The organism is Actinomycetota bacterium (assembly GCA_040881665.1).
Taxonomy (GTDB): Bacteria; Actinomycetota; UBA4738; order UBA4738; family HRBIN12; genus JBBDWR01.
Genome location: JBBECT010000004.1, coordinates 859,892 through 881,907, shown reverse-complemented (window position 1 = coordinate 881,907; position 22,016 = coordinate 859,892). Strand labels below are relative to the sequence as shown.

Below are 22,016 nucleotides of genomic sequence, written 5' to 3'. Positions count from 1 at the left end.
AGGGGTGTCCCGCCGCGAGTGGGGTCACCATCGGAGGATCGACGCCTCCTCGAGCAGGCCGAGGATCAGACCCGGGAACACGCCGAGCACGAGGGTGAGCACGGCGGGCACGGCGAGGGTCCAGCGCGGCAACGCGGCGTCGTCCGCGACGGCGTCTCCCTCGGGCTCCTGCATGTACATCATCACGACCACCCGTAGGTAGAAGAAGGCGGCGATCGCGCTCGCGAGCACACCGATCATCGCGAGCCACCAGTAGCCGGCACCCACCGCGGCGGAGAACACGCCCACCTTGCCGACGAACCCGACCGTGGGCGGGATCCCCGAGAGCGAGAGCAGGAACAGGGTCAGCAATCCGGCGAGCACGGGACTGCGCTTCGCGAGCCCGCGGAACGAGGCGTAGGAGGAGCGCTCGAGGGCGTTGCCGGACGCGAGCATCACGACGCCGAACGCACCGATCACCGACACGGCGTAGGCCACGAGGTAGTACAGGACCGCCTCGATCCCCACCTGGTCGGCCGACGTGAGCCCCGTGAGGATGAATCCGGCGTGCGCGACGCTCGAGTAGGCAAGCATCCGCTTCACGTCGGTCTGCGCGATCGCGAGGATCGACCCCCCCACCATGCTGACCACCGCGACCGCCACGATCACCGGCCGCCAGTCCCAGGTGAGCGGCTGGAACGCGACCGTGAACACGCGCGTCAGGGCGAGGAACGCCGCGCCCTTCGTTCCCGCCGCCATGAAGGCGGTGACCGAGGTGGGCGCGCCCTGATAGACGTCCGGCGTCCACATATGGAACGGCACGAGCGAGACCTTGAAGCCGAAGCCGATCAGCAGGAACCCGGCGGCCACGAGCGCGAGCGCCTGGCTGCCGGGATCGGTGAGCGACAGCGCGAGCTCACCGATGTTCGTGCTCCCCGACGCGCCGTAGGCGAACGACACCCCGAACAGGAAGAACGCCGACGAGAACGCGCCGAGCAGGAAGTACTTCATCGCCGCCTCGGTCGAGCCGACCTGCCAGCCGAATGCCGTCATCACGTACAGCGACAACGACAGGATCTCGAGCGCGAGGAAGACCACGATCAGGTCGGCGGCCGCGACGATCAGGGTCATCCCGAGCACCGAGAACAGCAGCAGCGCCCAGAACTCCGCCCGAGGGTCCTGCGTGCGCGAGAAGTAATGGAACGCCAGCACCGCCCCGAGCGCGCCGATGGCGAGGATGATCAGACGACCGGCCACGCTGAAGCGGTCGGTGCCGATCATCCCGCCGAGCACGGTCGCGTCACCCTCCCGGTTCCAGAGCAGGATCGAGGCGGCCGCCGACGTCGTGAATCCCGCGAGGGTGAGCAGCATCAGCGGGAGCTGCGCGGTGTGCGAGCGCTTTCGGACGAACGTCCCGGCGATCAACGCGATCACGCCGAACCCGAGCAGGATCAGCTCGGGCAGCAGGGGCAGGAAGTCCAGCGGCGGCGTGGGGAGCGGCGCGTCCGGGTTCACGGCGTTCCCTCCTCGGTGGTCTGGCCGGGTGCGAAGGCCTCGTCACAGTTGGCCCGCCCCGGATCTTCTCCGCCCTCGACCGCAGGCGCCTCTGCTTCCGGGGGGGCGGCGAGCACCTGACTCCCATCGGTTCCGAACGTGGTCGCATCCGCGCACACGACCCGGGCGACCACGCGGTCGGTAGCGGGGTTCACCCGATCGAGGAGCAGCTTCGGGTACACACCGATCGCGATCATCACCACGACAACCAGGCCCATCGCCGCGGCCTCCCAGCGACCGATGTCGGGCAGATGCGCCCACGCCGGCTTCTCGGCTCCCTGCCAGGTGCGTTGGTAGGCCCACAGCATGTAGATCGCTCCGAGGATCACCCCGAGCGCGGCGAACGCCCCGAGCACCTCGTGCACGCTGAACGTCCCGAGGATCACGAGGAACTCCCCGACGAAGTTGTTCAGGCCAGGCAGACCGATCGACGACAGCGTGGCCAGCAGGAACATCGCCGCGAGCAGCGGCATCGTCGTGGCGAGCCCGCCCATCTCCGACATCTCACGCGTGTGCGTCCGGTCGTAGAGCAGCCCCACGCAGATGAACAGCAGGCCCGTCGACAGCCCGTGGTTCACCATCTGGAGCACGCTGCCGCTCATCCCCTGCTCGGTCAGCGCGAAGATCCCCAGGACGACGAAACCGATGTGCGAGACCGATGAGTAGGCGATCAGGCGCTTGAGGTCGGTCTGCATCGCCGCGACGATCGCCCCGTAGATGATCCCGATCACCGCGAGGACCGCGATCACGTCGGCGAAGTAGCTCGACGCCTCGGGGAACAGCGTCAGGTTGAAGCGGATCATGCCGTAGGTCCCGGTCTTCAGCAGCAGCGCGGCCAGGACGACCGAGCCCTTCGTCGGAGCTTCGGTGTGCGCGTCCGGCAGCCACGTATGCACAGGGAACAGAGGCGCCTTCACCGCGAACGCGACGAAGAACGCCACGAACAACCAGCGCGCCGTGCCGGGCGGCAGATCCAGCTGCTGGAGCTGCGTCAGGTCGAACGTCGCGCGCCCGAGCTCGTCCCCCGACAGCACGTACAGCACGAAGATCCCGACGAGCAGGAACGCCGAGCCTGCCATCGTGTACAGGAAGAACTTCACAGCCGCGTAGATCCGCCGCGTGCTGCCCCACACGCCGATCAACAGGAACATCGGGACGAGCAGCGCCTCGAAGAAGACAAAGAACAGCAGCAGGTCCAGCGAGAGGAACGCGCCGAGCACGGCGGTCTCGAGCACCAACGACGCCGCGATGTACAGGCGCACCTGCTTGGTGATGCCACCCGACAGGAAGATCGCGACAGGCATCATGAACGTCGTCAGCATCACGAGCCAGACGCTGATCCCGTCGACCCCGACGAAGTACTGCAGTCCGAGCGACTCGACCCAGACGGCTCGGTCCACGAGCTGGTTGCCCGCGGCCACCGTGTCGAACTGCACGAGCATCCCGATCGAGGCGAGCAGGGTGAGCACCGTGACGGCGACGCCGATCCCCCGCGCCGAACGATCGTCGATCCCCTTGGCCACCAGCAGCACCGGCACTCCCAGGAGGGGGAGGAAGATCACGAGCGTCAGCCACGGGAAGTCCACGTCAGCTCCTGAGTCCCAGCACGAACAGGATCGCCACCGCGCCGATCGCGAACGACGCCGCGTACACGCGGACCAGGCCGCCCTCCCAGATCGGGGAGATCCGCGAGGCGCGCCGGGCGATCGCTCCGACGCCGTTCACAGCGCCGTCGATCACCTGCGTGTCGAACCAGGCGAGCGCGCGGGCGCCGCCCTTGCCCCAGTGCTCGACCGCCCAGGCGTAGCCGGGGTTCACGAAGAAGCCGGTGCGGAGCGCCTCGGCGCTGAACGGCTGCCGCTGCGGGAACGACAGCCAGTCGTAGCGACCTGAGCTCCACAGGTACCAGGCGAGTCCCAGCGCGAGCAGGACGAGCGCGACCGAGATCGCGATCAGGGTCGACTCCGGCGGGCCCAGGTGCGCCGACGCGGGGTGGCCGATCACCGGTTCGAGGAACCGCTCGAGAAGACCGTTCTCAGCCGAGAGCCCGAGGACCCCACCGAAGATCGCGCCGATCGCCAGGATCCCCAACGGCGCGGTCATCACCGGCGGCGACTCGTGCGCATGCCCCTCGTACCGCTTCGAGCCGAGGAACGCGATGAACACCGGTCGGAAGATGTAGAGCGCCGAAAGGAACGCTCCGCCGCTCGCGAGCACGTAGGCCCACGTGCGACCGCTGCTCGAGGCGAAGTTCACGATGTGGTCCTTGGCGAAGAAACCCGCCAGCGGCGGCAGCCCCGACAGCGCGAACGCTCCGATGATGAACATCGTCGAGGTCACGGGCATCTCGGCGCGCAATCCGCCCATCTTCCGCATGTCCGTCTCGTCGTTCAGCCCGTGCAACACCGAGCCGGCCGACAGGAACAGCAGCGCCTTGTAGAAGGCGTGGCACACGAGCAGCAGCATCGCGCCGCCGTAGAAGCCCATCCCCGCGGCGAAGAACATGAACCCGAGCTGGCTCATCGTCGAGTACGCGAGCGCGCGCTTCAGGTCGTACTGTCCGATCGACGCGAACCCCGCGTAGATCGCGGAGACGAGGCCCACGACCATCGTCACCGTCAGCGCGGTTCCGCTCGTCTCGAAGATCGTGTGAGAGCGCACGACGAGGTAAACGCCCGCGGTGACCATCGTGGCGGCGTGGATCAGGGCCGAGACGGGCGTCGGTCCCTCCATCGCGTCGGGCAACCAGACGTGCAGCGGAACCTGCGCCGACTTCCCGATCGCTCCGCCGAGCAGCAACAGGGCGATCGCGGTGGCGGCGCCGGTCGTGAGACGAGCGGCAGCTCCGCCCTGCTCGAAGACCACCGAGAAGTCCAGCGACCCGAAGTGCACCCAGACCAGGACGATCCCCAGCAGCAGGGCGACGTCGCCGATCCGCGTCGTGATGAACGCCTTCTTCGCGGCGTTCGCGGCATCGGTCTTGTCGAACCAGAAGCCGATCAGCAGGTACGAGCAGAGCCCGACGCCCTCCCACCCGAGGTACAGGAGCAGGAAGTTCTCCGCCAGCACGAGCATCAGCATGAAGAAGACGAACAGGTTCATGTACGCGAAGAAGCGCGACCCGCGCGGATCGTGGGCCATGTATCCGATCGAGTAGATGTGGATCAACGACCCGACCCCGGTGATCACGAGCAGCATCGTGACCGCGAGCGGGTCGACACGGAGGTCGACGCCGACCTCGAAGCTGCCGGACGCGATCCACTCCCATCCCCGGACGATGTGCAGGCGCTCCTCGCCGGGCAGCGACAGCAGGTCGAACAAGATCCCGAGTCCGAGCGCGAACGCCGCCAGCATCACGCCGCTCGCCAACAGGCCGGCGAACCGCCCGAGGCGCTTGCCCAGCAGCAGGTTGATCACCGCGGCCGCCAGCGGCAACACCGGGATCAGCCAGACGGAGCTCAGCACGGGCTCATCCCCGCAACAACCTCGCGTCGTCGACGTCCACCGACCGGCGGCGGCGGAACAGCGCCACGATGATCGCCAGGCCGACCACGACCTCGGCGGCGGCGACCACCATCGAGAAGAACGCGAGCACCTGTCCGTCGAGCTCGCCGTGCATACGCGAGAACGCGACCAGCGAGAGGTTGACGGCGTTCAGCTGGAGCTCGACCGACATGAAGATCAGCAGCGCGTTGCGGCGCAGCAGCACGCCGAGGGTCCCGAGCGCGAACAGGATCCCGCTCAGAACGAGGTACCAGGCGATCGGCGTTCTCACGGCGCCACCCCGTCGGTGGCGACCGGTTCCGACACCGCGCCGGGCGTCGTGTCCTCACCGGAGATCGCGTCGAGGTCCGGGACGCGGGCGTCGCGGACTCGATCGCGGCGCTGGGCGAGCACCATCGCCGCGATCGCGGCGACGATCAGCAGCACGGAGGTGATCTCGAACGGCAGGAAGTAGTCCTTGAACAGCACCCGCGCGACCGCCTCGGCATTGCCGCCGCGGTTCACCGTCTCGGCGAACGCCTCGGGACCCTTGTCCGCGAACCCGACGCCGGCCCGGACCGCGAAGAACAGCTCGAGCACGATCCCCAGCCCGACGATGACGGCGGCAGGGCGCTGACCGACGAGCCGCTCGCGCAACGACAGCTCCCGGTCGACCCCGAGCAGCATCAGCACGAACAGGAACAGCACCATGATCGCGCCCGCGTACACGATGATCTGCACCGCGAACAGGAACTCCGCGCCGAGCAGCAGGTAGAAGACCGCGATGCAGAAGAAGTTGAGGACGAGCAGCAGCGCGGCATGGACGGCATTGCGCTGCAGCAGCATCGCGATCGCCGACCCGACTGCGACGGGCGCGAAGATCCAGAACACGATCAGCTCGTTCACTAGCCCTCCTGCGTTCCCTGCGCCGTGCCGAGCGGGAGCGGGGGCTCGAGCAGCTTGTCCTTCGTCAGGATCGCGTCCTCGCGCGAGTCGAACGCCATCTCGTAACCGGAGGTCAGCGTCAGCGCCCGGGTCGGACACGCCTCGACGCAGAGCCCGCACATGATGCAGCGCAGGTAGTTGATCTCGTAGTCCTTCGCGTACCGCTCGCCCGGAGAGACCGGATCCTCGGGGTCGTTGTCGGCCCCCTCGACCCAGATCGCGTCTGCCGGGCACGCGTAGGCGCACAGCTCACACCCGATGCACTTCTCGAGACCGTTCTCGTGCTTGTTCAGCAGGTGCCGCCCGATGTGGGAGCGCTCGGGCGGGGTGTTGACCTTCTTCGGGTACTCCTCGGTGACATCGGCGCGCCACGTCTGGCGCAGCACGGTACCCATGCCGCGCGCGACCGCGCCGATCGCCTCGAAGAACGTCTGCCGGTCGGGTTCGGTCCGCGGACCCACGCCCTCTTCGTCACTCATCGACGTCCCACCTCCTCGGAGGTCCTGTCCTCGCGCGCCGGCCACACCAGGGACAGCACGATGATCACCGCCGCGGCGATCGCCGCGATCGTCAGGATGTTCCCGCGCCGCAGATCGAACTCCTCCGGAAGCACGACGACCGCTCCGGTCAGCATCACCCACACGAGCCCGAGCGGGATCAGCACCTTCCAGCCGAAGTTCATGAGCCGGTCGTAGCGCACGCGCGGCAGGGTCCCGCGGATCCACACCATCACGTAAAAGAGCGCGAACACCTTCGCGAGGAACCACAGCACCGGCCACAGCGGCGTCAGGAAGTCCGGCGCGGGCCCGCGCCACCCGCCGAGGAACAGCGTCGTCGCGATCGCGCATACGGTGAACGCGTTGAGGTACTCGGCGAGGTAGAACATCGCGAACCGCATCCCCGAGTACTCGGTCTGGAACCCGGCGACGAGCTCGGACTCCGCCTCTGCGAGGTCGAACGGAGGGCGATTCGTCTCGGCCAGCGCGCACACGAAGTAGATCAGGAACGCCGGGAGCTGCGGGATCACGTTCCAGATCCGGTCTTGCGACGCGACGACCTCGTTCAGCGACAGCGTGCCCGAATACATCACGACCGCTACGAACGCCAGGCTCATGCCGACCTCGTAGGAGATCATCTGCGCCGACGCCCGCACCCCGCCGAGCAGCGGGTAGTTCGACCCCGACGACCACCCGGCGAGCACGATCGCGTACACACCGATCGAGGCCGTCGCCGCCAGCCACAGGACGCCGATGTTGAGGTCGGCCACCTGCATCGGGACCTCGCGCCCGAAGACCTCGATCGTCGGTCCGAACGGGATCACCGCGAAGGTGAGGAACGCGGGGATCACCGCCAGCGCGGGCGCGAACACGAACAGCGGCATCTCCGCGTTCGTCGGGGTGATGCCCTCCTTGAAGAAGACCTTGAGACCGTCGGCGAGGGTGATCAGGATCCCGCGCGGTCCCGCGCGCATCGGTCCCTTGCGGGTCTGCAGATCTGCGATCCACTTGCGCTCGAACCAGATCTCGATCAACAGGATCAGCAACAGGGCGACGAACACGATCAGGACGCGCGCGACGAGCAGGATCCAGTCGAGCCAGTCCATCGCTACCCCTCACCTCCCGTCGCCGCTGCCGCGGGCGTCGCGCCGATCGCGTCCGGCGCGGAGTCCAGATCCGCAACCCCCGCGTCGGCCGATGTCAACGTCGCCCCGGCCGTGAAGGCGCCAGAGAGCAGGGTGTTGGCGGCGAACCCCGGCTGGTTGTAGGGGACGAACACGGTGCCGAGAGCGATCGCGTCGGTCACACTCGCGGGCAACGTGGCAACGCCGGCGTCGGTGGTCACGGTCACGCTCGCGCCGTCGGTGATGTCGAGGCGGGCCGCGTCGTCGGCGTGGACCTCGACGAACGGGGCCCGTTCCTGGGCGGACTTGAGCTCGGTGGCTCCCTCGCTGAGCCGGCCCTCGTCGACGAGCAGCGAGTAGGTGAACAGGATGAGAGCTTCCGGCGCTGGGGGACCGGACGGGTTGCTCTCCGCGTCGGCCGCGTCGGCCGCGAAGTCGAACGGCCGGACCTCACGCGGGGCGAGCGCGCGGCCCAGCTCGACGCGCAGTTCGTCGAGCGTCGAGAAACCCAGGTCGCCGCCGACCGCGCGAGCGAGCCGCGCGAAGATCTCCCAGTCCTGTTGCGCGTTGCCCTCGGGGTCCCGTACCGGACGCAACCGCTGCCCGCGTCCCTCCCAGGTGGTGCGGTGCCCGTCGGTCTCGATCGATGCGGCCACCGGCAAGAACGCGTCCGCGTAGTTCGCGAGCGACCCGGGCGACAGGTCCTGGACGACCTTGTGCCGTACGTTGCCGATCGCGCGCTCGGCGAGCGCCGCGTCGGGGAGGTCGCGCAGGGGATCGATCCCGATCAGGAACAGCACATCGACCTCGTGGCGATCGCACGCCTCGAGGATCTCCCGGGTCGAACGGCCCGACGTCGGCGGGGTCGTGCCCCACAGCTCGGCGATCTCCTCCGAGGTCCGACCGCCCGGGTACAGGCCGGGAGCAAGTCCGGCGCGCAGCGCGCCATGGTCGTTCGCGCGCCGCGAGATGTTCGCGAACCCGATCTCTGCCGCCATCGCGAGCGACGCGGCCTCGGCGGCGGCGCCCGGGGCATCGGCCAGTCGCGGACCGGCGAGCACGACGGCCTCCTCCCCCGCCGCGGCGAGGGCAGCGGCCACCGGGTCGCTCGAGGGGTCTGTGCGCAGCGCCTCGGCGATCGCGCGCAGCCGGACACCCTCCTGACCGGGCGCCACGAGCAGGTGCTCGGCCACGTCGTGCAGGCGGGTCCGGCGCGGGTGCAGCACGAACACCTTGGCACCCCGGCGCGCCGCCTTGCGGATCCGTAGGTGCAGGATCGGAACCTCCTGCTCGGCGTCGAGGCCGGCGAGAAGGATCACCTTCGCCTGCTCGACGTCGCGGTAGGTGACGTGGAAGCCACCCGGCGTCGCACTGAACCGATCGACCTCGCCGCTGGTGCCGCCGGTCCGGCGATGGTCGACGTCGTCGGTAGCGAACACGGTTCGCGCGAGCTTCGACAACGCGTAGGCGCTCTCGTCGGTCAGCCGTCCCCCGGTGAGGAACGCCACGCGCGCACCGCGGGTCCAATCGGCGATCGCCTCGAAGATCTCGTCGAACGAGGCCGGCTCGAGGCCGTGGTCTCGGATCATCGGTACCGTGACGCGGTCCTCGGCGTCGGCCGCCCGGAAGGCGAACCGGCCCTTGTCGCAGATCCACGCGTCGTTCACCTCGAGGTTGTCGCGCGCGAGCACCCGGACCATCTCCCCACGACGCAGGTCGACCCGGATGTTGCAGCCGGCCGAGCAGTGATCGCACACGGTGTCGGTGTGCGAGAGGTCGTAGGGCCGGGCGACGAACCGGTAGCTCGTCGCGGTCAGGGCGCCGACCGGGCAGATCTGGATCGTGTTCCCCGAGAACGGGCTGTCGAAGTCCTCGCCGCCGGCGATCGAGACCTGCTGCTGCGCGCCGCGATCGAACAGCTCGATGAACCGGTCGCCGCTGATCTCGTCGCAGAAGCGCGTGCACCGGGCGCACAGGACGCACCGCTCGCGGTCGAGCGCGACGAGCGGGGACAGGGGCACGGGCTTGGGGAACGTGCGCTTGGCCTCGACGTAGCGGCTCTCGCCCGGTCCGTACTTCATCGTCTGGTCCTGCAGGGGGCACTCGCCGCCTCGGTCGCAGACCGGGCAGTCGAGGGGATGGTTCAGCAGTAGGAACTCCAGCGTCGCCTCCTGCGCCTCCCGGACCTGCTCGCTCGCATACTGGGTGCGGACCTCCATCCCGGGGGCGACGGGGGTCGTGCAGCTCGTGAGCAGCTTGCGCTGACCCTCGACCTCGACGTAGCACTGGCGGCACGCGCCCACCGGTTCGAGCAGCGGGTGGTCGCAGAAGCGAGGGATCTCGATCCCGAGCTGCTCGGCGGCGCGGATGATCAGCGTTCCCTTCGGGACCGTGACCTGCTTGCCGTCGACCTCGAGGGTGACGTCGTCGGCCGACTCCGATGCGGTCACTCGACTCCCACCTCCGCTCTCGCGGCGCCCTGCCTCGCCGGGCACCCTCCGCCGGCGATGTGGGCCTCGTACTCGTCGCGGAAGTACTTGAGCGAGGACTCCAGCGGTGAGACGGCGCCGTCGGCGAGGGCGCAGAACGAGCGGAACAGGATCTTCGAGCCGGCGTCGGCCATCACCGGGATGTCGGCCTCGGTGCCGAACCCCTGCTCGACGCGCCCGAGGACGCGCTCCATCCACCAGGTTCCCTCGCGACACGGCGTGCACTTGCCGCACGACTCGTGGGCGTAGAACTCCATCCACCGGCGGGTCGCCTCGACGACGCAATCGGTCTCGTCGAGCACCTGGAGCGCGCCGGTCCCGAGCAGCGACCCCGCCTCGGCGATCGACTCGAAGTCCAGCCCGACATCGAGGTGCTCGTCGGTGAGGAACGGCGTGGACGAACCACCGGGGGTCCAGGCCTTCAACCTGCGTCCGCCGAGCACGCCGCCCGCGGCATCGAGCACCTCGCGGAACGGGATTCCCATCGGGAATTCGTAGTTCCCGGGCCGCTCGACCTTGCCCGAGACGGTGAACAGCTTCGTTCCCGGCGACTTCTCGGTGCCGATGCCGGTGAACCACTCCGCGCCGTTCGACACGATCATCGGGACATTCGCGAGTGTCTCGACGTTGTTCACGGCGGTCGGGGACGCGTACAACCCCTCCACCGCTGGGAACGGGGGACGCAGCCGCGGCTGGCCTCGCAATCCTTCGAGGGAGTTCAGCAGCGCGGTCTCCTCGCCGCAGATGTAGGCGCCGGCTCCGCGGAACACCGTGACCTCGACGTCCATCCCCGAGTCGAGGACGTTCGCGCCGACGAACCCCCGCTCGCGGGCCTCCCGCACCGCGCGTTCCAACAGCGTCGCCTGCCACAGATACTCCCCGCGCGTGTAGATGAACGCGTGGGAGCACCCGATCGCGCGGGCGGCGATCACGACCCCCTCGACGAGCAGGTGCGGGGTGCGCTCGACGATCTCGCGGTTGTTGCAGGTTCCGGGCTCGGACTCGTCGAAGTTGCAGACGAGGTAGGTGGGCTTGCCGGTGTCCTGGGGAACGAACGACCACTTCACGCCGGTCGGGAACCCCGCCCCGCCCCGGCCGCGAAGGCTCGCGGCCTTCACGAGATCGATCAGCTCGTCGGGTCGCATCGTGACGGCCTTACGCAGACCTTCGTATCCGCCTCGCGCGAGGTAGCCGTCGATCCCGACGGCCTCGGGGTCGTCCCACATCGCCGTCAGCACGCGCGGTTCGCCGTGACTCACGCGGGCACCTCGCTGCTGGCGGACCCGTCGGGCATCGGCCCCAGTCCTGCGAGGACGCGCGACGCGTCGCGGAAACTCCGGGGCGCGATCGATCCGCGGGCCGCGTCCGGGACCGTTCCCGCACGCAACGACCGGATCAGCTCCCGCGCGGCCTCGGGCGCGACCCGGTCGTGGTTCCCGGAGTTGATCTGGAGGACCGGGGCGAAGTCGCACACCCCGAGGCACTCCTCCTCGTGGACGGTGAGAAGGCCGTCGTCGGTGACCTCGTGCGCTCCGGGACCCGCTTCGTCGACGCACGCCGCGTAGACCTCGTTCGCACCGCGAAGGGCGCACGCGACGTTCGTGCAGACCGACACGACGTGGCGCCCGGTCTCCCGCATGCGGAGCATCGTGTAGAAGGTCGCGACCGCCTCCACCTCGGCGGTCCTGATGCCCAGGATCTCGGCGACCTCGCGGAGCCCCTCGCGCGACACGTGTCCCTCGACCGACTGCGCGAGGTAGAGCAGCGGGAGCATCGCCGAGCGCTCGCCCCCCTCGGGGAACCGCGCGACGATATCGCGCGCCTCCGCGCGCCGCTCCTCGTCGAGCACCGCCATCAGCGGTCCACCCCGCCCATCACCGGGTCCAGGCTCGCGATCGCCGCGATCGTGTCCGCGACCAGGCCGCCCTCGATCATGTCGGGCACGGCCTGGAGGTTCACGAACGAGGGATCGCGGATCTTCACGCGGTACGGACGGTGCTCGCCGTCCGAGACGACGTAGTACCCCAGCTCGCCCCGGGGCGACTCCACCACCTGATAGACCTCGCCGGCCGGAACCGACACGCCCTCGGTCACCATCTTGAAGTGGTGGATCAGCGCCTCCATCGACTCCTCCATGATGTGACGCACGTACGATTCCGAGTTCCCGATGCCGTCGGGGCCGACCTCGAGCTCGGCGGGCCAGCCGACCTTCGGGTCCTCGTTCATCACCGGACCGGGCTCGAGGCGCTGCAGCGCCTGCTCGACCAGCTGCATGGACTGACGCATCTCGGCCATCCGGACCTCGTAGCGCGCGTAGCAGTCGGCGTCTTCGCGCACGGGCACCTCGAAGTCGTAGGTCTCATAGCCCAGATACGGCTCATCCTTGCGCACATCTCTCGCGATGCCCGAGGCGCGCAGGGCGGGACCGGTCACGCCGAGCTCGAGGGCGCGCTCGGCGGTGAGGATGCCGACGCCCTGGTTGCGCTCGATCCAGATCGGGTTGCGGCGCAGGATCGTGTCGTACTCGTCGAGCCGTTCGGACATCGTGACCATGAACGCGCGGATCTGCTTCACCGCATCGCCCGGAAGGTCCATCACGAGCCCGCCGATCCGGATGTAGGCGTGGTTCATCCGCAACCCGGTGATCTGCTCGAACAGCGACAGGATCATCTCCCGCTCGCGGAACCCGAACACCATCATGCCGCTCGCCCCCAGCTCCAGGCTGCCGGTCGCGACCCAGACCAGGTGCGATGCGATCCGGTTCAGCTCGTTGAGGATCAGGCGGATCGTCTGCGCGCGCGGCGGCGCCTCGATCCCCATCAGACGCTCGACGGCGAGGCAGTACGCGAGCTCGTTGTGGAACGGCGCGAGGTAGTCCGCGCGTGTGATGTAGGTGATGCCCTGCACCCAGGTGCGCGGTTCGGTGTTCTTCTCGATCCCCGTGTGTAGGTAGCCGACGATCGGCTTGCACGACACGACGGTCTCGCCGTCGAGCTCGAGGAGCAGCCGCAGCACGCCGTGGGTCGAGGGGTGCTGCGGCCCCATGTTGATGATCATCGTTTCCTGGCGGAGCTCCTCACCGGCCGAGGCGAGCTGTGCCGCCTGCTCGTCGCGCGCGGGTTCGGCCTGCGTGGCCTCGCGGGCGCCGGGATCGCGGGTCGCCGCCATCAGGGCATCACCACCCCAGCCGCTCGTCGATCGGCGGGATGAACTTGCCGTCGGTGTACTGGGTGTTCACGCCGCCGAGGCCGTAGTCCTTGCGCAGCGGGTGACCTTCCCATCCCTCGGGCATCAGGATCCGTTCGAGCGCGGGGTGACCGACGAACACGATGCCGAAGAAGTCGTAGGTCTCGCGCTCGTGCCAGTTCGCGGTCGGGAACAGGAACGTCACGGTCGGCACCCGCGCGTCGTTCTCGGCGACACCGACTTTCACGCGCAGCCGGTGGCGATGGGTGAGCGAGTAGAGCTCGTAGGCGACCCAGAACCGCAGCTGCTGCTCCGGCCAGTCGGTGGCGGTCAGGCACGAGAGGGAGTCGAACCCGAGGTCGGGCTCGTCCCGCAGCCACACGAGCGCGTCGAGCAGCAGACCACGATCGAGGATCACCGTCGTCTCGCCCCGCGCGGTGAGCACGTCCGGGTAACGCGTCGCCACCCGATGCGCCAGCTCGTCCGGCATCACAGCGCGCGCGTCTCCTTCCGCACCTTCTCCTGCAGGCGGAGGATCCCGTACATCAGCATCTCCGGCTTCGGGGGGCAGCCGGGCACGTACATGTCGACCGGAACGATCGTGTCGACTCCTTGGACGACGGCGTAGTTCGTGAACATGCCGCCCGCCGACGCGCAGACCCCCATCGACAGGACCCACTTCGGCTCGGCCATCTGGTCGTAGATCCGCCGCAGCACCGGCGCCATCTTCTGCGAGACGCGGCCGGAGACGATCAACAGATCGGCCTGCCGGGGACTCGCGCGGAAGATCTCCATCCCCCAGCGCGACAGGTCGTAGTTCGCGGCGCCGGTCGTCATCATCTCGATCGCGCAGCAGGCGAGCCCGAACGTCGCGGGCCACATCGACTGCTTGCGCGACCAGCCGACGGCCTTGTCGAGGGTGGTCAGCAGGACGCCGCGGCGGACCTCCTCCTCGATCTGCTCGGGGGTCTTCTCGCCCCGGTCTCCGAGCTCGATCCCTTCGATCCGCTCAACGGGCACCGGTCGACACCTCCTCTTCCTCGCGGCGGGCCGCATCGCGTCGCGCGGCCGAGGCCTCGCGGGCGGCGGCGATCGCGGGACGCAGGCCGCGGTCGGCGCCCTCCCAGTCGAGTCCGCCGCTGCGCCACACATAGGCGTACGCGACGAACACGAGCAGGAGGAACACGCCCATCTCGATCAGTCCGAAGAGTCCGAGCTGCCGGAACGCCACGGCCCAGGGGAACAGGAAGATCGTCTCGATGTCGAAGATGATGAACAGCATCGCGATCACGTAGAACTTCACCGCGTAGCGCTCGCTGCGCGGCAGCCGGATCGGCTCGATCCCGCACTCGTACGCGTCGAGCTTGGCGGGCGTCGGACGGCTCGGGGCGATCAGCGTCGACGCGACCAGGGAGAGCGTGACGAACGCGGTCGCGATCGCGAGGAGGATCACGATCGGCAGGTAGTCACCGAGCACGGGCACACCCCCTCATGTCGTCGCGCATCGTCGTCACGAAGCCGGAGCGAGTCGTTCCACCACGTAGATCAGCTTGTCCTGTGCGTCGCCGTCCTTCCCGTCGGTCAGGTTGGCGAGCACGCGCATCGCGAAGCGCATCACCGCTCGGTTGGGCAGCATCAGCCGGGTCGAGGCCTGCATGATCCGGGGATCGCCGATCGCCTTCGCGAACGCACGACCCAGGGTGAAGTAGCTCCCGTACAGCTCGCGGAGCACGGTCGGGTACAGCATCGCGCGGCCCATCCTCCCGCTGACGAGCGCGTCGTTCGCGAGCTCGGCCGCGACCTCGCCCGTCTCCATCGCGTAGGAGATCCCCTCACCGTTGAACGGGCTGACGACGCCGGCGGCGTCCCCGATCAGGAGCAGGCCGGGCACCGCGAGCGGAGCGCGGTTCATGCCCATCGGAAGCGGCCCCGACAGGATCCGTCCCTCCGCGCTCGCCTCGCCGATGTTCCAGTCCGCAGGCATCATCGAGATGAACGCGTCGAACAGGCGCTGCGCGGAGACGTCCTTGAAGTTCTTGAAGGTGTTCAACAGTCCCGCGCCGAGGTTCAGCGTCCCGTCGGCGACCGGGAACAGCCACCCGTAGCCGGGCAGCAGCTCGTCGCCCTCCCACAGGTCCAGCCACGACTCGAACCAGGGACCGGGGTGGCGGTCGGTGCGGTAGTAGCGGCGCGCGGCGATCCCCAGCGGACGGGACGCGTCGCGCTTCACACCGGCCTGTCCGGCGAACCGGCTCGACGCACCGTCGGCGGCAAACACGATCTTCGCGCGGATCTCGGTCGGCTCGGCGTCGCGGTCCTCGCTCGGGCGGACCATCGCGCCGGTGACCCAGCCGTCGCGTACGATCGGCGACACGGCCTCGGTGGCCTCGAGCAATCGGGCACCGGCCTTCTCCGCCCGGCGAGCGAGCAACGCGTCGAAGTCCGATCGGGTCGCGACGAGCGCGTAGTCGGGGAAGTCCTCAAGCTTGGGCCACGCGAGCTCGAGGGTGACACGGCGCGAGTACACGCGCAGACCCTCGACGCGTTCGAAGATCGGATCGGTCGTGTCGACGCCCATCCGCTCGACCTGCTTCACGGCGCGTGGGGTGAGCCCGTCGCCACAGACCTTCTCCCGCGGGAATGTCGCCTTGTCGACGATCGTGACGTCGATCCCGTGCCGCGCGAGGTGGTAGGCCGCGGCGGCACCGCCCGGACCGGCGCCGACCACGAGGACGTCGGTGTCGATCGCGCCGTTCGACGTGGTCACAGGGCCTCCGTGGGGCTTGTGAAAAACTTCACAAGCGGCATGCTACCCGCTCGTGAACCGCTTCACAAAGGCTACGACGGTGCGTGGGAGTGGGCAAACGCTCATGCCGCTGATGGACCGTCGTCGCCGGGAGCGCGGTGGTCCCAGGACTCGATGTGGGTCGGATCCAGCCGCAGGAATCCGAGGTCGGGGATCGAGCGGGTCAGCTGCTCGAAGCCGTCACCGGACAGCAGCATTCGGTACTTCTGGTGCCAGTCGCTGATCGGGGTCCGCATCGGCTCGTCGGAGGCGAGCAGCAGGTCCGCCCGGCCCTCGAGGATCACCCCCGACAGGTCCGTCCAGTCGCGGCCGCTGTCGAGGATCACGCTCAGCCGGGGATCGAGCTCGGTGTTCAGCCAGGTCCGGCCCCCGCGGCGCGCCGAGAGGTAAAGAGCGTCCTCGCGCCAGACGAACCACGCGGGCGCCACGTGGGGACCGCCGTCGGGATCGACGGTCGCGACGCGGGCCTCGGTGTGGTGCTTGAACGCCGCGCGCAGCTCGGGAAGATCGCTCGACAGATCGCGGATCATCGCGGCCGCACCTGCACCGCTCGCGCGATCGATCGCAGGGCGTCCGCCGGCTCGTCGGCCAACCCGGCCCCGTCCAACGCCCCGATCGCATCGTCGACGAGCGCGTTCGCGCGGTGGGCCGCCGCGTCGAGCACCCCCGCGTCTCGCAGCGTGGTCGCCGCCGCGTCGGCCGGTCCCCGCGACACGGCGGTGATCTCCTCGGTCGACAGGCGTTCGCGGGCACGCGCGAGGATCCAGGTCGGCCGGCCCTGGGCCAGGTCGGCCTCTCCCTCGAGCAGGCCCGCGAGGTCGTCGCGAACCTGGAACGCCTCTCCCAGCGGTCGCCCGAACGCCGCGAGCCCCGCTAGGAGCCCCACCGGGGCACCGGCCAGCAGCGCTCCGATCTGCAACGGGCCCTCGATCGTGTAGCTGCCGGTCTTCAGCTCGGAGATCCGGCTCGCGAGCTCAACATCGGCGCGGTCGGTCGAGAGGTCGAGGAACTGCCCGACCGCCATCTCGACCCGCATCCGGTCGTAGCGCTGCTTCGCGGCAGCCGTCGGCTCGGGCGCGAACCCCGCCTCGAGGAACATCCGGTCGGCGAGCACCGCGGCCACGTCGCCGACGAGGATCGCGATCGACGTGCCGTGGTGACCGGCGTCGGGAACGGATGGGGCCGCGGCCGAGAACCGTGCGTGCGTCGTGGCGACCCCGCGACGCCGGTCGGAACGGTCCATCACGTCGTCGTGCACGAGCGCGAAGGTGTGCAGCAGCTCCAGGGACGCGGCTGCCCGCACGATCGGGTGGCCGTCGGAACCACCGGCCGCGCGATGACCCCAGTAGCAGAGCGCCGGCCGGATCCGCTTTCCCCCGGCCCCGACGAGGCGAAGGAGCTCGTCCACGAGGGCCCGGCCGTCTTCGTGCACGGCGGCGACCTCCGAGCGCTGCCGTTCCAGGAACGACACGAGCTCGGCGTCGACCTGCGGCCGAACCGCCTCGAGGGCGGGCACGTCCACGGTGATCGGGTCCGCCGTCTCCATCCCGTCCCACGGTAGCTGACCGAATCGCGCGCGTCGGGCGGCGATATGCTGGCCGCGCGACGAGGGGACCACCACCACGTGAACCGATTCCAGAAGCTGACGCTCGGTACCGCCGCCGCCACGGTGACCTTGTTCGCCGTCGGTGGGCTGGTTCGGGGTACCGGTTCCGGGCTCGGGTGCTCAACCTGGCCCCAGTGCCACGACGCGTCGGTGCTCCCCGCCCTCGGCGACGCCGAGGCGCTGATCGAGTCCTCGCACCGCGGGCTCGCCGGCATCGTCGGTGTGCTGCTCGCGATCCAGCTGATCGCCGTGCTGCGGTCGTCGCGGCGCCGGAGCACGCCCGCGCTGCTGTGGCCGACGGTGATCGCGGCTCCGCTGTTGCTCGCGCAGGCAGGACTCGGCGCGCTCGTCGTCGTGTTCGAGCTCAACCTGCAGCTCGTCGCGACGCACTTCATCATCGGCACGGCCCTCGTCACGGCGGTGACGATCGCCGCCGTGAACGCGATCACCCTGGACGAGCCCGAACGCCGTCCCGTGGAGGACGCCCCCGACGCCGGGTTCACCCGCGCGGCCGCCGCCGCCGCGATCGCGACGGCGTTGCTTCTGCTGGTCGGAACCTTCGTGCGCGCCAGCAACAGCGGGCTCGCGTTCACCGACTGGCCACTGATGGACGGCAAGCTGTTCCCGACGCCGTTCGACGGTCCGGGCGCCGCGATGTTCGCGCACCGGATCTCCGCGCTGCTGGCCGGGGCCTCGGTGCTGTGGGTGTTCGTCCGCGCGAGGAACGCTCCGGTCCGCTCGGCGGTGCGCGTGCGCCTCTCGACGCTGGTCGCGGTCCTGTTCGTGGCGCAGGTGCTGATCGGCGCCGCGCAGATCTGGAGCCGGCTCGAGGCCTGGTCGGTCACCGCGCACGTCGCGCTCTCGGCGATGATCTGGGCCCTGCTCGTCGCTCTGTGGTCGTCCTCGCGGCGGCTCGACCTGCTCGCCGTCGAGGGCCCCGAGCACGCGGTCGACACCGCAGGCGACCGGAGCTGGCGGAACACGGTCACGGCCTACTGGCGGCTCACGAAACCGCGGATCATCGTGCTGCTGCTGATCACGACCGTGCCGGCGATGATCCTCGCCGACCGCGGGATCCCGTCGTTGTGGCTGATCGCTGCGACCGTGCTCGGCGGGGCGATCGCGGCCGGGTCCGCGAACGCGATCAACTGCTACATCGACCGGGACATCGACGAGATCATGCGCCGGACGCGCTCCCGGCCGCTGCCGGCACACCAGGTGACGCCCCAGGCCGCTCTCACGTTCGGCTTCGTGCTCGGTGCGATCTCGTTCCTGTTCCTCGGGAGCACGGTCAACGTGCTGGCGGCTTCCCTCGCGCTCGCCGCGATCGCTTTCTACGTCTTCGTCTACACGATGTGGCTCAAGCGCACCTCGACGCAGAACATCGTGATCGGGGGCGCGGCGGGTGCGGCTCCGGCGCTCGTGGGGTGGGCCGCGGTCACCGGCACGGTCGCGCTGCCCGCGTGGATCCTGTTCGCGATCGTGTTCGTGTGGACCCCGCCGCACTTCTGGGCGCTCGCGATGCGCTACTCGGGCGACTACGCGGCGGCGGGCATCCCGATGCTCCCCTCGGTGCGCGGGCCGGCCGAGACACGTAAGCAGATCCTGCTCTATTCGCTCGTGCTGTTCGCCACGACGCTGTTGCTCGTGCCGTTCGGCAGCATGGGGCCGGTGTACGTGGCGACCGCGGTGATCCTCGGCGGCGTCTTCGTCTGGCGTGCGCTGCAGCTGTTCCGTGGCAGCTCGACGACCCCGGAACCGAAGCTCGCGATGGGGCTGTTCAAGTACTCGATCGTCTACCTCGCGCTGCTGTTCGCCGCGGTCGCCGTCGACGGCGCGATGCTTCCCGCCGTCACCTGATGGGTAGTCGGGTGTCGGGCCAGACGAGACGTCAACTTCTCGGGTGACCTCTCCCCCGAGTCGGACACCGGGGAGGGCTCCGGTGGCCTAGGTGGACCAGGTTCCCCTCGTGGGGTCCCACGCTCCCGCTGCCGTGCTGTCGAGCAGCGGGTCCAGGAAGGGACGGACGACGGTGAGGGCTTCGTCCAGCGTCAGGGCGATCGGGAGCAGGGAACGTCCCGCCTCCGCGGCGTAGCCAGGCTCCCACAACGCCCGATCGGGGACATCGAAGCGTCTTGGCAGAGCAAGGTCGCGCCGCTTGGCCTCCGAGCCGACCGCGCTCAACTGAGCCTCCGCCTCCACCGATGCTGCGGTTCCGATGGCCACGAGGTCGACCAGGTCACGGTACCGAGTTGAGGGGTGTCCTGCCTCGCCGTGGGGTTCTGGGATCGCGCACACCTTGTCCGCCACGTGATCGACGAGTGGATATGCGTAGTAGCCGTGCTGCTCGATATCGGGCATGACGATGCGCACCAATGGCGGGACCACCTCAGGTTCGCCGGTCATCCGGAGGTCGGATCCGACCAGATCGATGTGGAACTCTGCCCAAACCGTGGCGCCAACGTACGCTCGCACGGGAATCCGCACCCCGGATGTGCCCTCGACCACCGGAAGCGCTACGGCGATCTCGAAGCGGAACCAGTCTCCGATGTCCTGGGTGGCCGCTTGCCGAAGCTCCGCCTCAGCCACCTCGCGCAGCGCTTCGCGGTAAACGTCTACATCCAAGCTGCCCCGCACACCGATATCGCGCGCGAGCAGCGCTGTAGCACCCTTCACGATCCAAGCGTTGTCGTGGAGGTAGAGCCGCTCCAGAAGTCGATCATAGGCGATCTGCCGCTGGAGTTGGGAGAGCGTCCACCGGCTCGTCTCTGCCTTCGTACGGAGCCGGTCGGTGAGGGCCCTGCGGAAGGCCGCTGGACTGCCATAGGACCTCTGTTGGCTCAGGCTCACCGCCTCCTTGTGCTCTCGGATCCCGCATGGTCCCGCCCGTTGGACTCACCTTCGTCACCGGTGGCGCCGCTCATCCGCGCTTCCTGCAGCCACCGCGCCTTCTCGGGATCGTCAACAAGGTCAAGGAGCCAGCCGAGCATCCCGACGCCGTCACCTCGTCGCAGGCCGAATCGCGCCGCGTGTGGCGCAAGCGCCTTTCCGAAATGGCCCGGGTAGTCGAGGATGCTGCGGAGAGCATCGGCAACGATGCGGGCAACGGCCGAGGGATCCTCCCTCTCGAAGAGCAGGTCGGAGGCTATCCGCGAGGGGCGAGTCACTGGCATGCCGCCTACCGCCACCCATTCATCCTGGGTAAGGCTGCGGACATGGAGACGCACGTCCGCCCGGCGAGACTGTTTCCGTCCGACAACCGTGAACTCGTGGCGGTCAGCAGGAAGGTCGCCCAAACCATAGAGCCGGGCGGCGGATCGATAGGATACGACTCCCTGGGACGGCGTTCGCTCCCACGCTGGAATGTCGGGGGCCAGTTGGAGCCAGGCGGCGCGCAGGGTCATGTGGTCTGGGATCGGGGCCGTGGTAAGCCGATATACGCCGTGGGCGACGCGCTCGAGGAGTGAGTCTTTCGAGCTGAGCCGGTCGAGGGTCCTGGGCGCGATGCCGGCACGCTCCACCTGGCGTCTGGTGACCAGTCCCCACTGGTCAGCGGCTAGGTCGGCTAGGCGTGAAAGGGTGGTGTCGTGCAACATAGCTGCATTATACGCCAAAAGCGGCCGGTATTGAAGCACTGGCCGTCATTCAGTACTCCAATATGCGTCAACCCTGGCGGTAATCGCAGTAGGGTTGGTCCCAGGGTCAGCACTGACGCAGGCCGATCGACCTGACCTCCCCTGGGTTTCGAGGTTCACGATCCACCAGCGTGTTGCGGGACGTCGCTCTCATGTGGCGGTCGGTTCGGTCAGCACTTCGTCGATCACACGGGTGAGGTCCTCGGCCTCCTTGACCTCCCCGAAGAAGGCGAAACGAAGTTGCCCATCGGCATCGGCGATGAAGGTCGCGGGCAAGCCGGTGAAACCGAACTCCGCCGCGTAAGCGCCATCCTCGTCGAGCACGCTCGGGTAGGTCACGTCGTACTCCCGGAGCCATTCGCTCGCAGCCGCCGGGTCGTCACGGTGGTTCACACCGATGAACGTCACGCCTCTGCCCCGGTACGTTTCCCAGATGTCCTGCAGCACCGGCTGCTCGTTACGACACGGAACGCACCAGGTCGCCCAGAAGTTGACGACGGTCACCGAGCCTTCGTAGTCGGCGGGCGCGAACTCACCGTCGGGAAGCTCCTTGCCCTCGACCGCGGGGAGGGGTCCGTCGACGGCCACCGGTTTCCCGATCGGCTGCTCGTCCCCGGTGCACGACGCGGCGATCAGGAGCACGACCAGGAACACGATCGCCACGGAGACGGAACGGGTGCTTCGCACGGTCCTCACGCTAGCAACGACCGAC

19 protein-coding genes and 2 pseudogenes are annotated in these 22,016 nt (G+C 68.9%); 2 read left to right on the top strand and 19 right to left on the bottom strand.

Annotated features, from left to right (window positions below; all coding sequences use genetic code 11):
- Positions 1-24: 24 nt before the first annotated feature.
- The 17 genes and pseudogenes from WEF05_05265 to WEF05_05185 all read right to left on the bottom strand — a co-directional run bounded on the left by WEF05_05265 (position 25) and on the right by WEF05_05185 (position 17,609).
- Complete coding sequence (locus WEF05_05265) at positions 25-1,494, bottom strand: NADH-quinone oxidoreductase subunit N (protein MEX1101302.1); 1,470 nt, start codon at positions 1,492-1,494, stop codon at positions 25-27.
- Positions 1,491-3,119: an NADH-quinone oxidoreductase subunit M gene (locus tag WEF05_05260; GenBank protein MEX1101301.1), complete on the bottom strand. Its 1,629-nt coding sequence runs from the start codon at positions 3,117-3,119 to the stop codon at positions 1,491-1,493. Before WEF05_05260 ends, WEF05_05265 begins: the two co-directional genes overlap by 4 nt.
- Before the next feature lies 1 nt (position 3,120).
- Positions 3,121-4,998 (bottom strand): NADH-quinone oxidoreductase subunit L, encoded by a 1,878-nt coding sequence (gene nuoL / locus WEF05_05255; GenBank protein ID MEX1101300.1) that lies wholly within the window; start codon positions 4,996-4,998, stop codon positions 3,121-3,123.
- Between the two features lie 4 nt (positions 4,999-5,002).
- Positions 5,003-5,308 (bottom strand): NADH-quinone oxidoreductase subunit NuoK, encoded by a 306-nt coding sequence (nuoK, locus tag WEF05_05250; protein MEX1101299.1) that lies wholly within the window; start codon positions 5,306-5,308, stop codon positions 5,003-5,005.
- Positions 5,305-5,922 carry an NADH-quinone oxidoreductase subunit J gene (locus tag WEF05_05245; protein MEX1101298.1) on the bottom strand — a complete coding sequence of 206 codons (618 nt, stop codon included), beginning with the start codon at positions 5,920-5,922 and terminating at the stop codon, positions 5,305-5,307. The genes nuoK and WEF05_05245 overlap by 4 nt, the downstream gene beginning before the upstream one ends.
- Positions 5,922-6,356: an NADH-quinone oxidoreductase subunit NuoI gene (gene nuoI, locus WEF05_05240; GenBank protein ID MEX1101297.1), complete on the bottom strand. Its 435-nt coding sequence runs from the start codon at positions 6,354-6,356 to the stop codon at positions 5,922-5,924. Before nuoI ends, WEF05_05245 begins: the two co-directional genes overlap by 1 nt.
- 80 nt (positions 6,357-6,436) lie before the next feature.
- On the bottom strand, positions 6,437-7,564 hold the full coding sequence (gene nuoH, locus WEF05_05235; protein ID MEX1101296.1) for an NADH-quinone oxidoreductase subunit NuoH: 1,128 nt from the start codon (positions 7,562-7,564) through the stop codon (positions 6,437-6,439).
- A 2-nt stretch (positions 7,565-7,566) separates the two neighbouring features.
- Entirely contained in the window at positions 7,567-10,032 is a 2,466-nt protein-coding gene (locus tag WEF05_05230) for an NADH-quinone oxidoreductase subunit G (protein ID MEX1101295.1), read from the bottom strand.
- Positions 10,029-11,297, bottom strand: coding sequence for an NADH-quinone oxidoreductase subunit NuoF (gene nuoF, locus WEF05_05225; protein ID MEX1101294.1), 1,269 nt, complete (start codon positions 11,295-11,297; stop codon positions 10,029-10,031). The genes WEF05_05230 and nuoF overlap by 4 nt, the downstream gene beginning before the upstream one ends.
- Positions 11,298-11,326: 29 nt before the next feature.
- Positions 11,327-11,926: an NADH-quinone oxidoreductase subunit NuoE gene (gene nuoE, locus WEF05_05220; GenBank protein MEX1101293.1), complete on the bottom strand. Its 600-nt coding sequence runs from the start codon at positions 11,924-11,926 to the stop codon at positions 11,327-11,329.
- A complete protein-coding gene (nuoD, locus tag WEF05_05215; GenBank protein MEX1101292.1) occupies positions 11,926-13,239 on the bottom strand; it encodes an NADH dehydrogenase (quinone) subunit D in 1,314 nt (437 codons plus the stop codon). Before nuoD ends, nuoE begins: the two co-directional genes overlap by 1 nt.
- A 7-nt stretch (positions 13,240-13,246) precedes the next feature.
- Positions 13,247-13,747, bottom strand: a complete 501-nt coding sequence (locus WEF05_05210; protein MEX1101291.1) for an NADH-quinone oxidoreductase subunit C — start codon at positions 13,745-13,747, stop codon at positions 13,247-13,249.
- A 23-nt stretch (positions 13,748-13,770) separates the two neighbouring features.
- Positions 13,771-14,214 (bottom strand): annotated as a pseudogene (locus tag WEF05_05205) (NADH-quinone oxidoreductase subunit B family protein).
- A 163-nt stretch (positions 14,215-14,377) separates the two neighbouring features.
- Positions 14,378-14,734, bottom strand: a pseudogene (locus WEF05_05200) (NADH-quinone oxidoreductase subunit A).
- 33 nt (positions 14,735-14,767) lie between these two features.
- Entirely contained in the window at positions 14,768-16,024 is a 1,257-nt protein-coding gene (locus tag WEF05_05195; protein ID MEX1101290.1) for a geranylgeranyl reductase family protein, read from the bottom strand.
- A gap of 101 nt (positions 16,025-16,125) precedes the next feature.
- A complete protein-coding gene (locus WEF05_05190; GenBank protein MEX1101289.1) occupies positions 16,126-16,593 on the bottom strand; it encodes a pyridoxamine 5'-phosphate oxidase family protein in 468 nt (155 codons plus the stop codon).
- Complete coding sequence (locus tag WEF05_05185) at positions 16,590-17,609, bottom strand: polyprenyl synthetase family protein (GenBank protein ID MEX1101288.1); 1,020 nt, start codon at positions 17,607-17,609, stop codon at positions 16,590-16,592. The genes WEF05_05190 and WEF05_05185 overlap by 4 nt, the downstream gene beginning before the upstream one ends.
- Before the next feature lie 78 nt (positions 17,610-17,687).
- Here WEF05_05185 and WEF05_05180 point away from each other — a divergent pair, with 78 nt between their 5' ends.
- Positions 17,688-19,529, top strand: coding sequence for a heme o synthase (locus WEF05_05180; GenBank protein MEX1101287.1), 1,842 nt, complete (start codon positions 17,688-17,690; stop codon positions 19,527-19,529).
- An 87-nt stretch (positions 19,530-19,616) separates the two neighbouring features.
- Here WEF05_05180 and WEF05_05175 read toward each other — a convergent pair whose 3' ends face one another.
- The gene (locus WEF05_05175) at positions 19,617-20,519 is read right to left on the bottom strand and encodes a nucleotidyl transferase AbiEii/AbiGii toxin family protein (GenBank protein ID MEX1101286.1); all 903 of its coding nucleotides are present in this window, start codon (positions 20,517-20,519) and stop codon (positions 19,617-19,619) included.
- Positions 20,520-20,545: 26 nt separating this feature from the next.
- On the opposite strand from WEF05_05175, the gene WEF05_05170 reads away from it, so the two are divergent.
- Positions 20,546-21,136, top strand: a complete 591-nt coding sequence (locus tag WEF05_05170; GenBank protein ID MEX1101285.1) for a hypothetical protein — start codon at positions 20,546-20,548, stop codon at positions 21,134-21,136.
- 318 nt (positions 21,137-21,454) lie between these two features.
- Here the strand turns inward: WEF05_05170 and WEF05_05165 are convergent, their stop codons facing one another.
- A complete protein-coding gene (locus tag WEF05_05165; protein ID MEX1101284.1) occupies positions 21,455-21,991 on the bottom strand; it encodes a TlpA disulfide reductase family protein in 537 nt (178 codons plus the stop codon).
- Between the last annotated feature and the right edge of the window lie 25 nt (positions 21,992-22,016).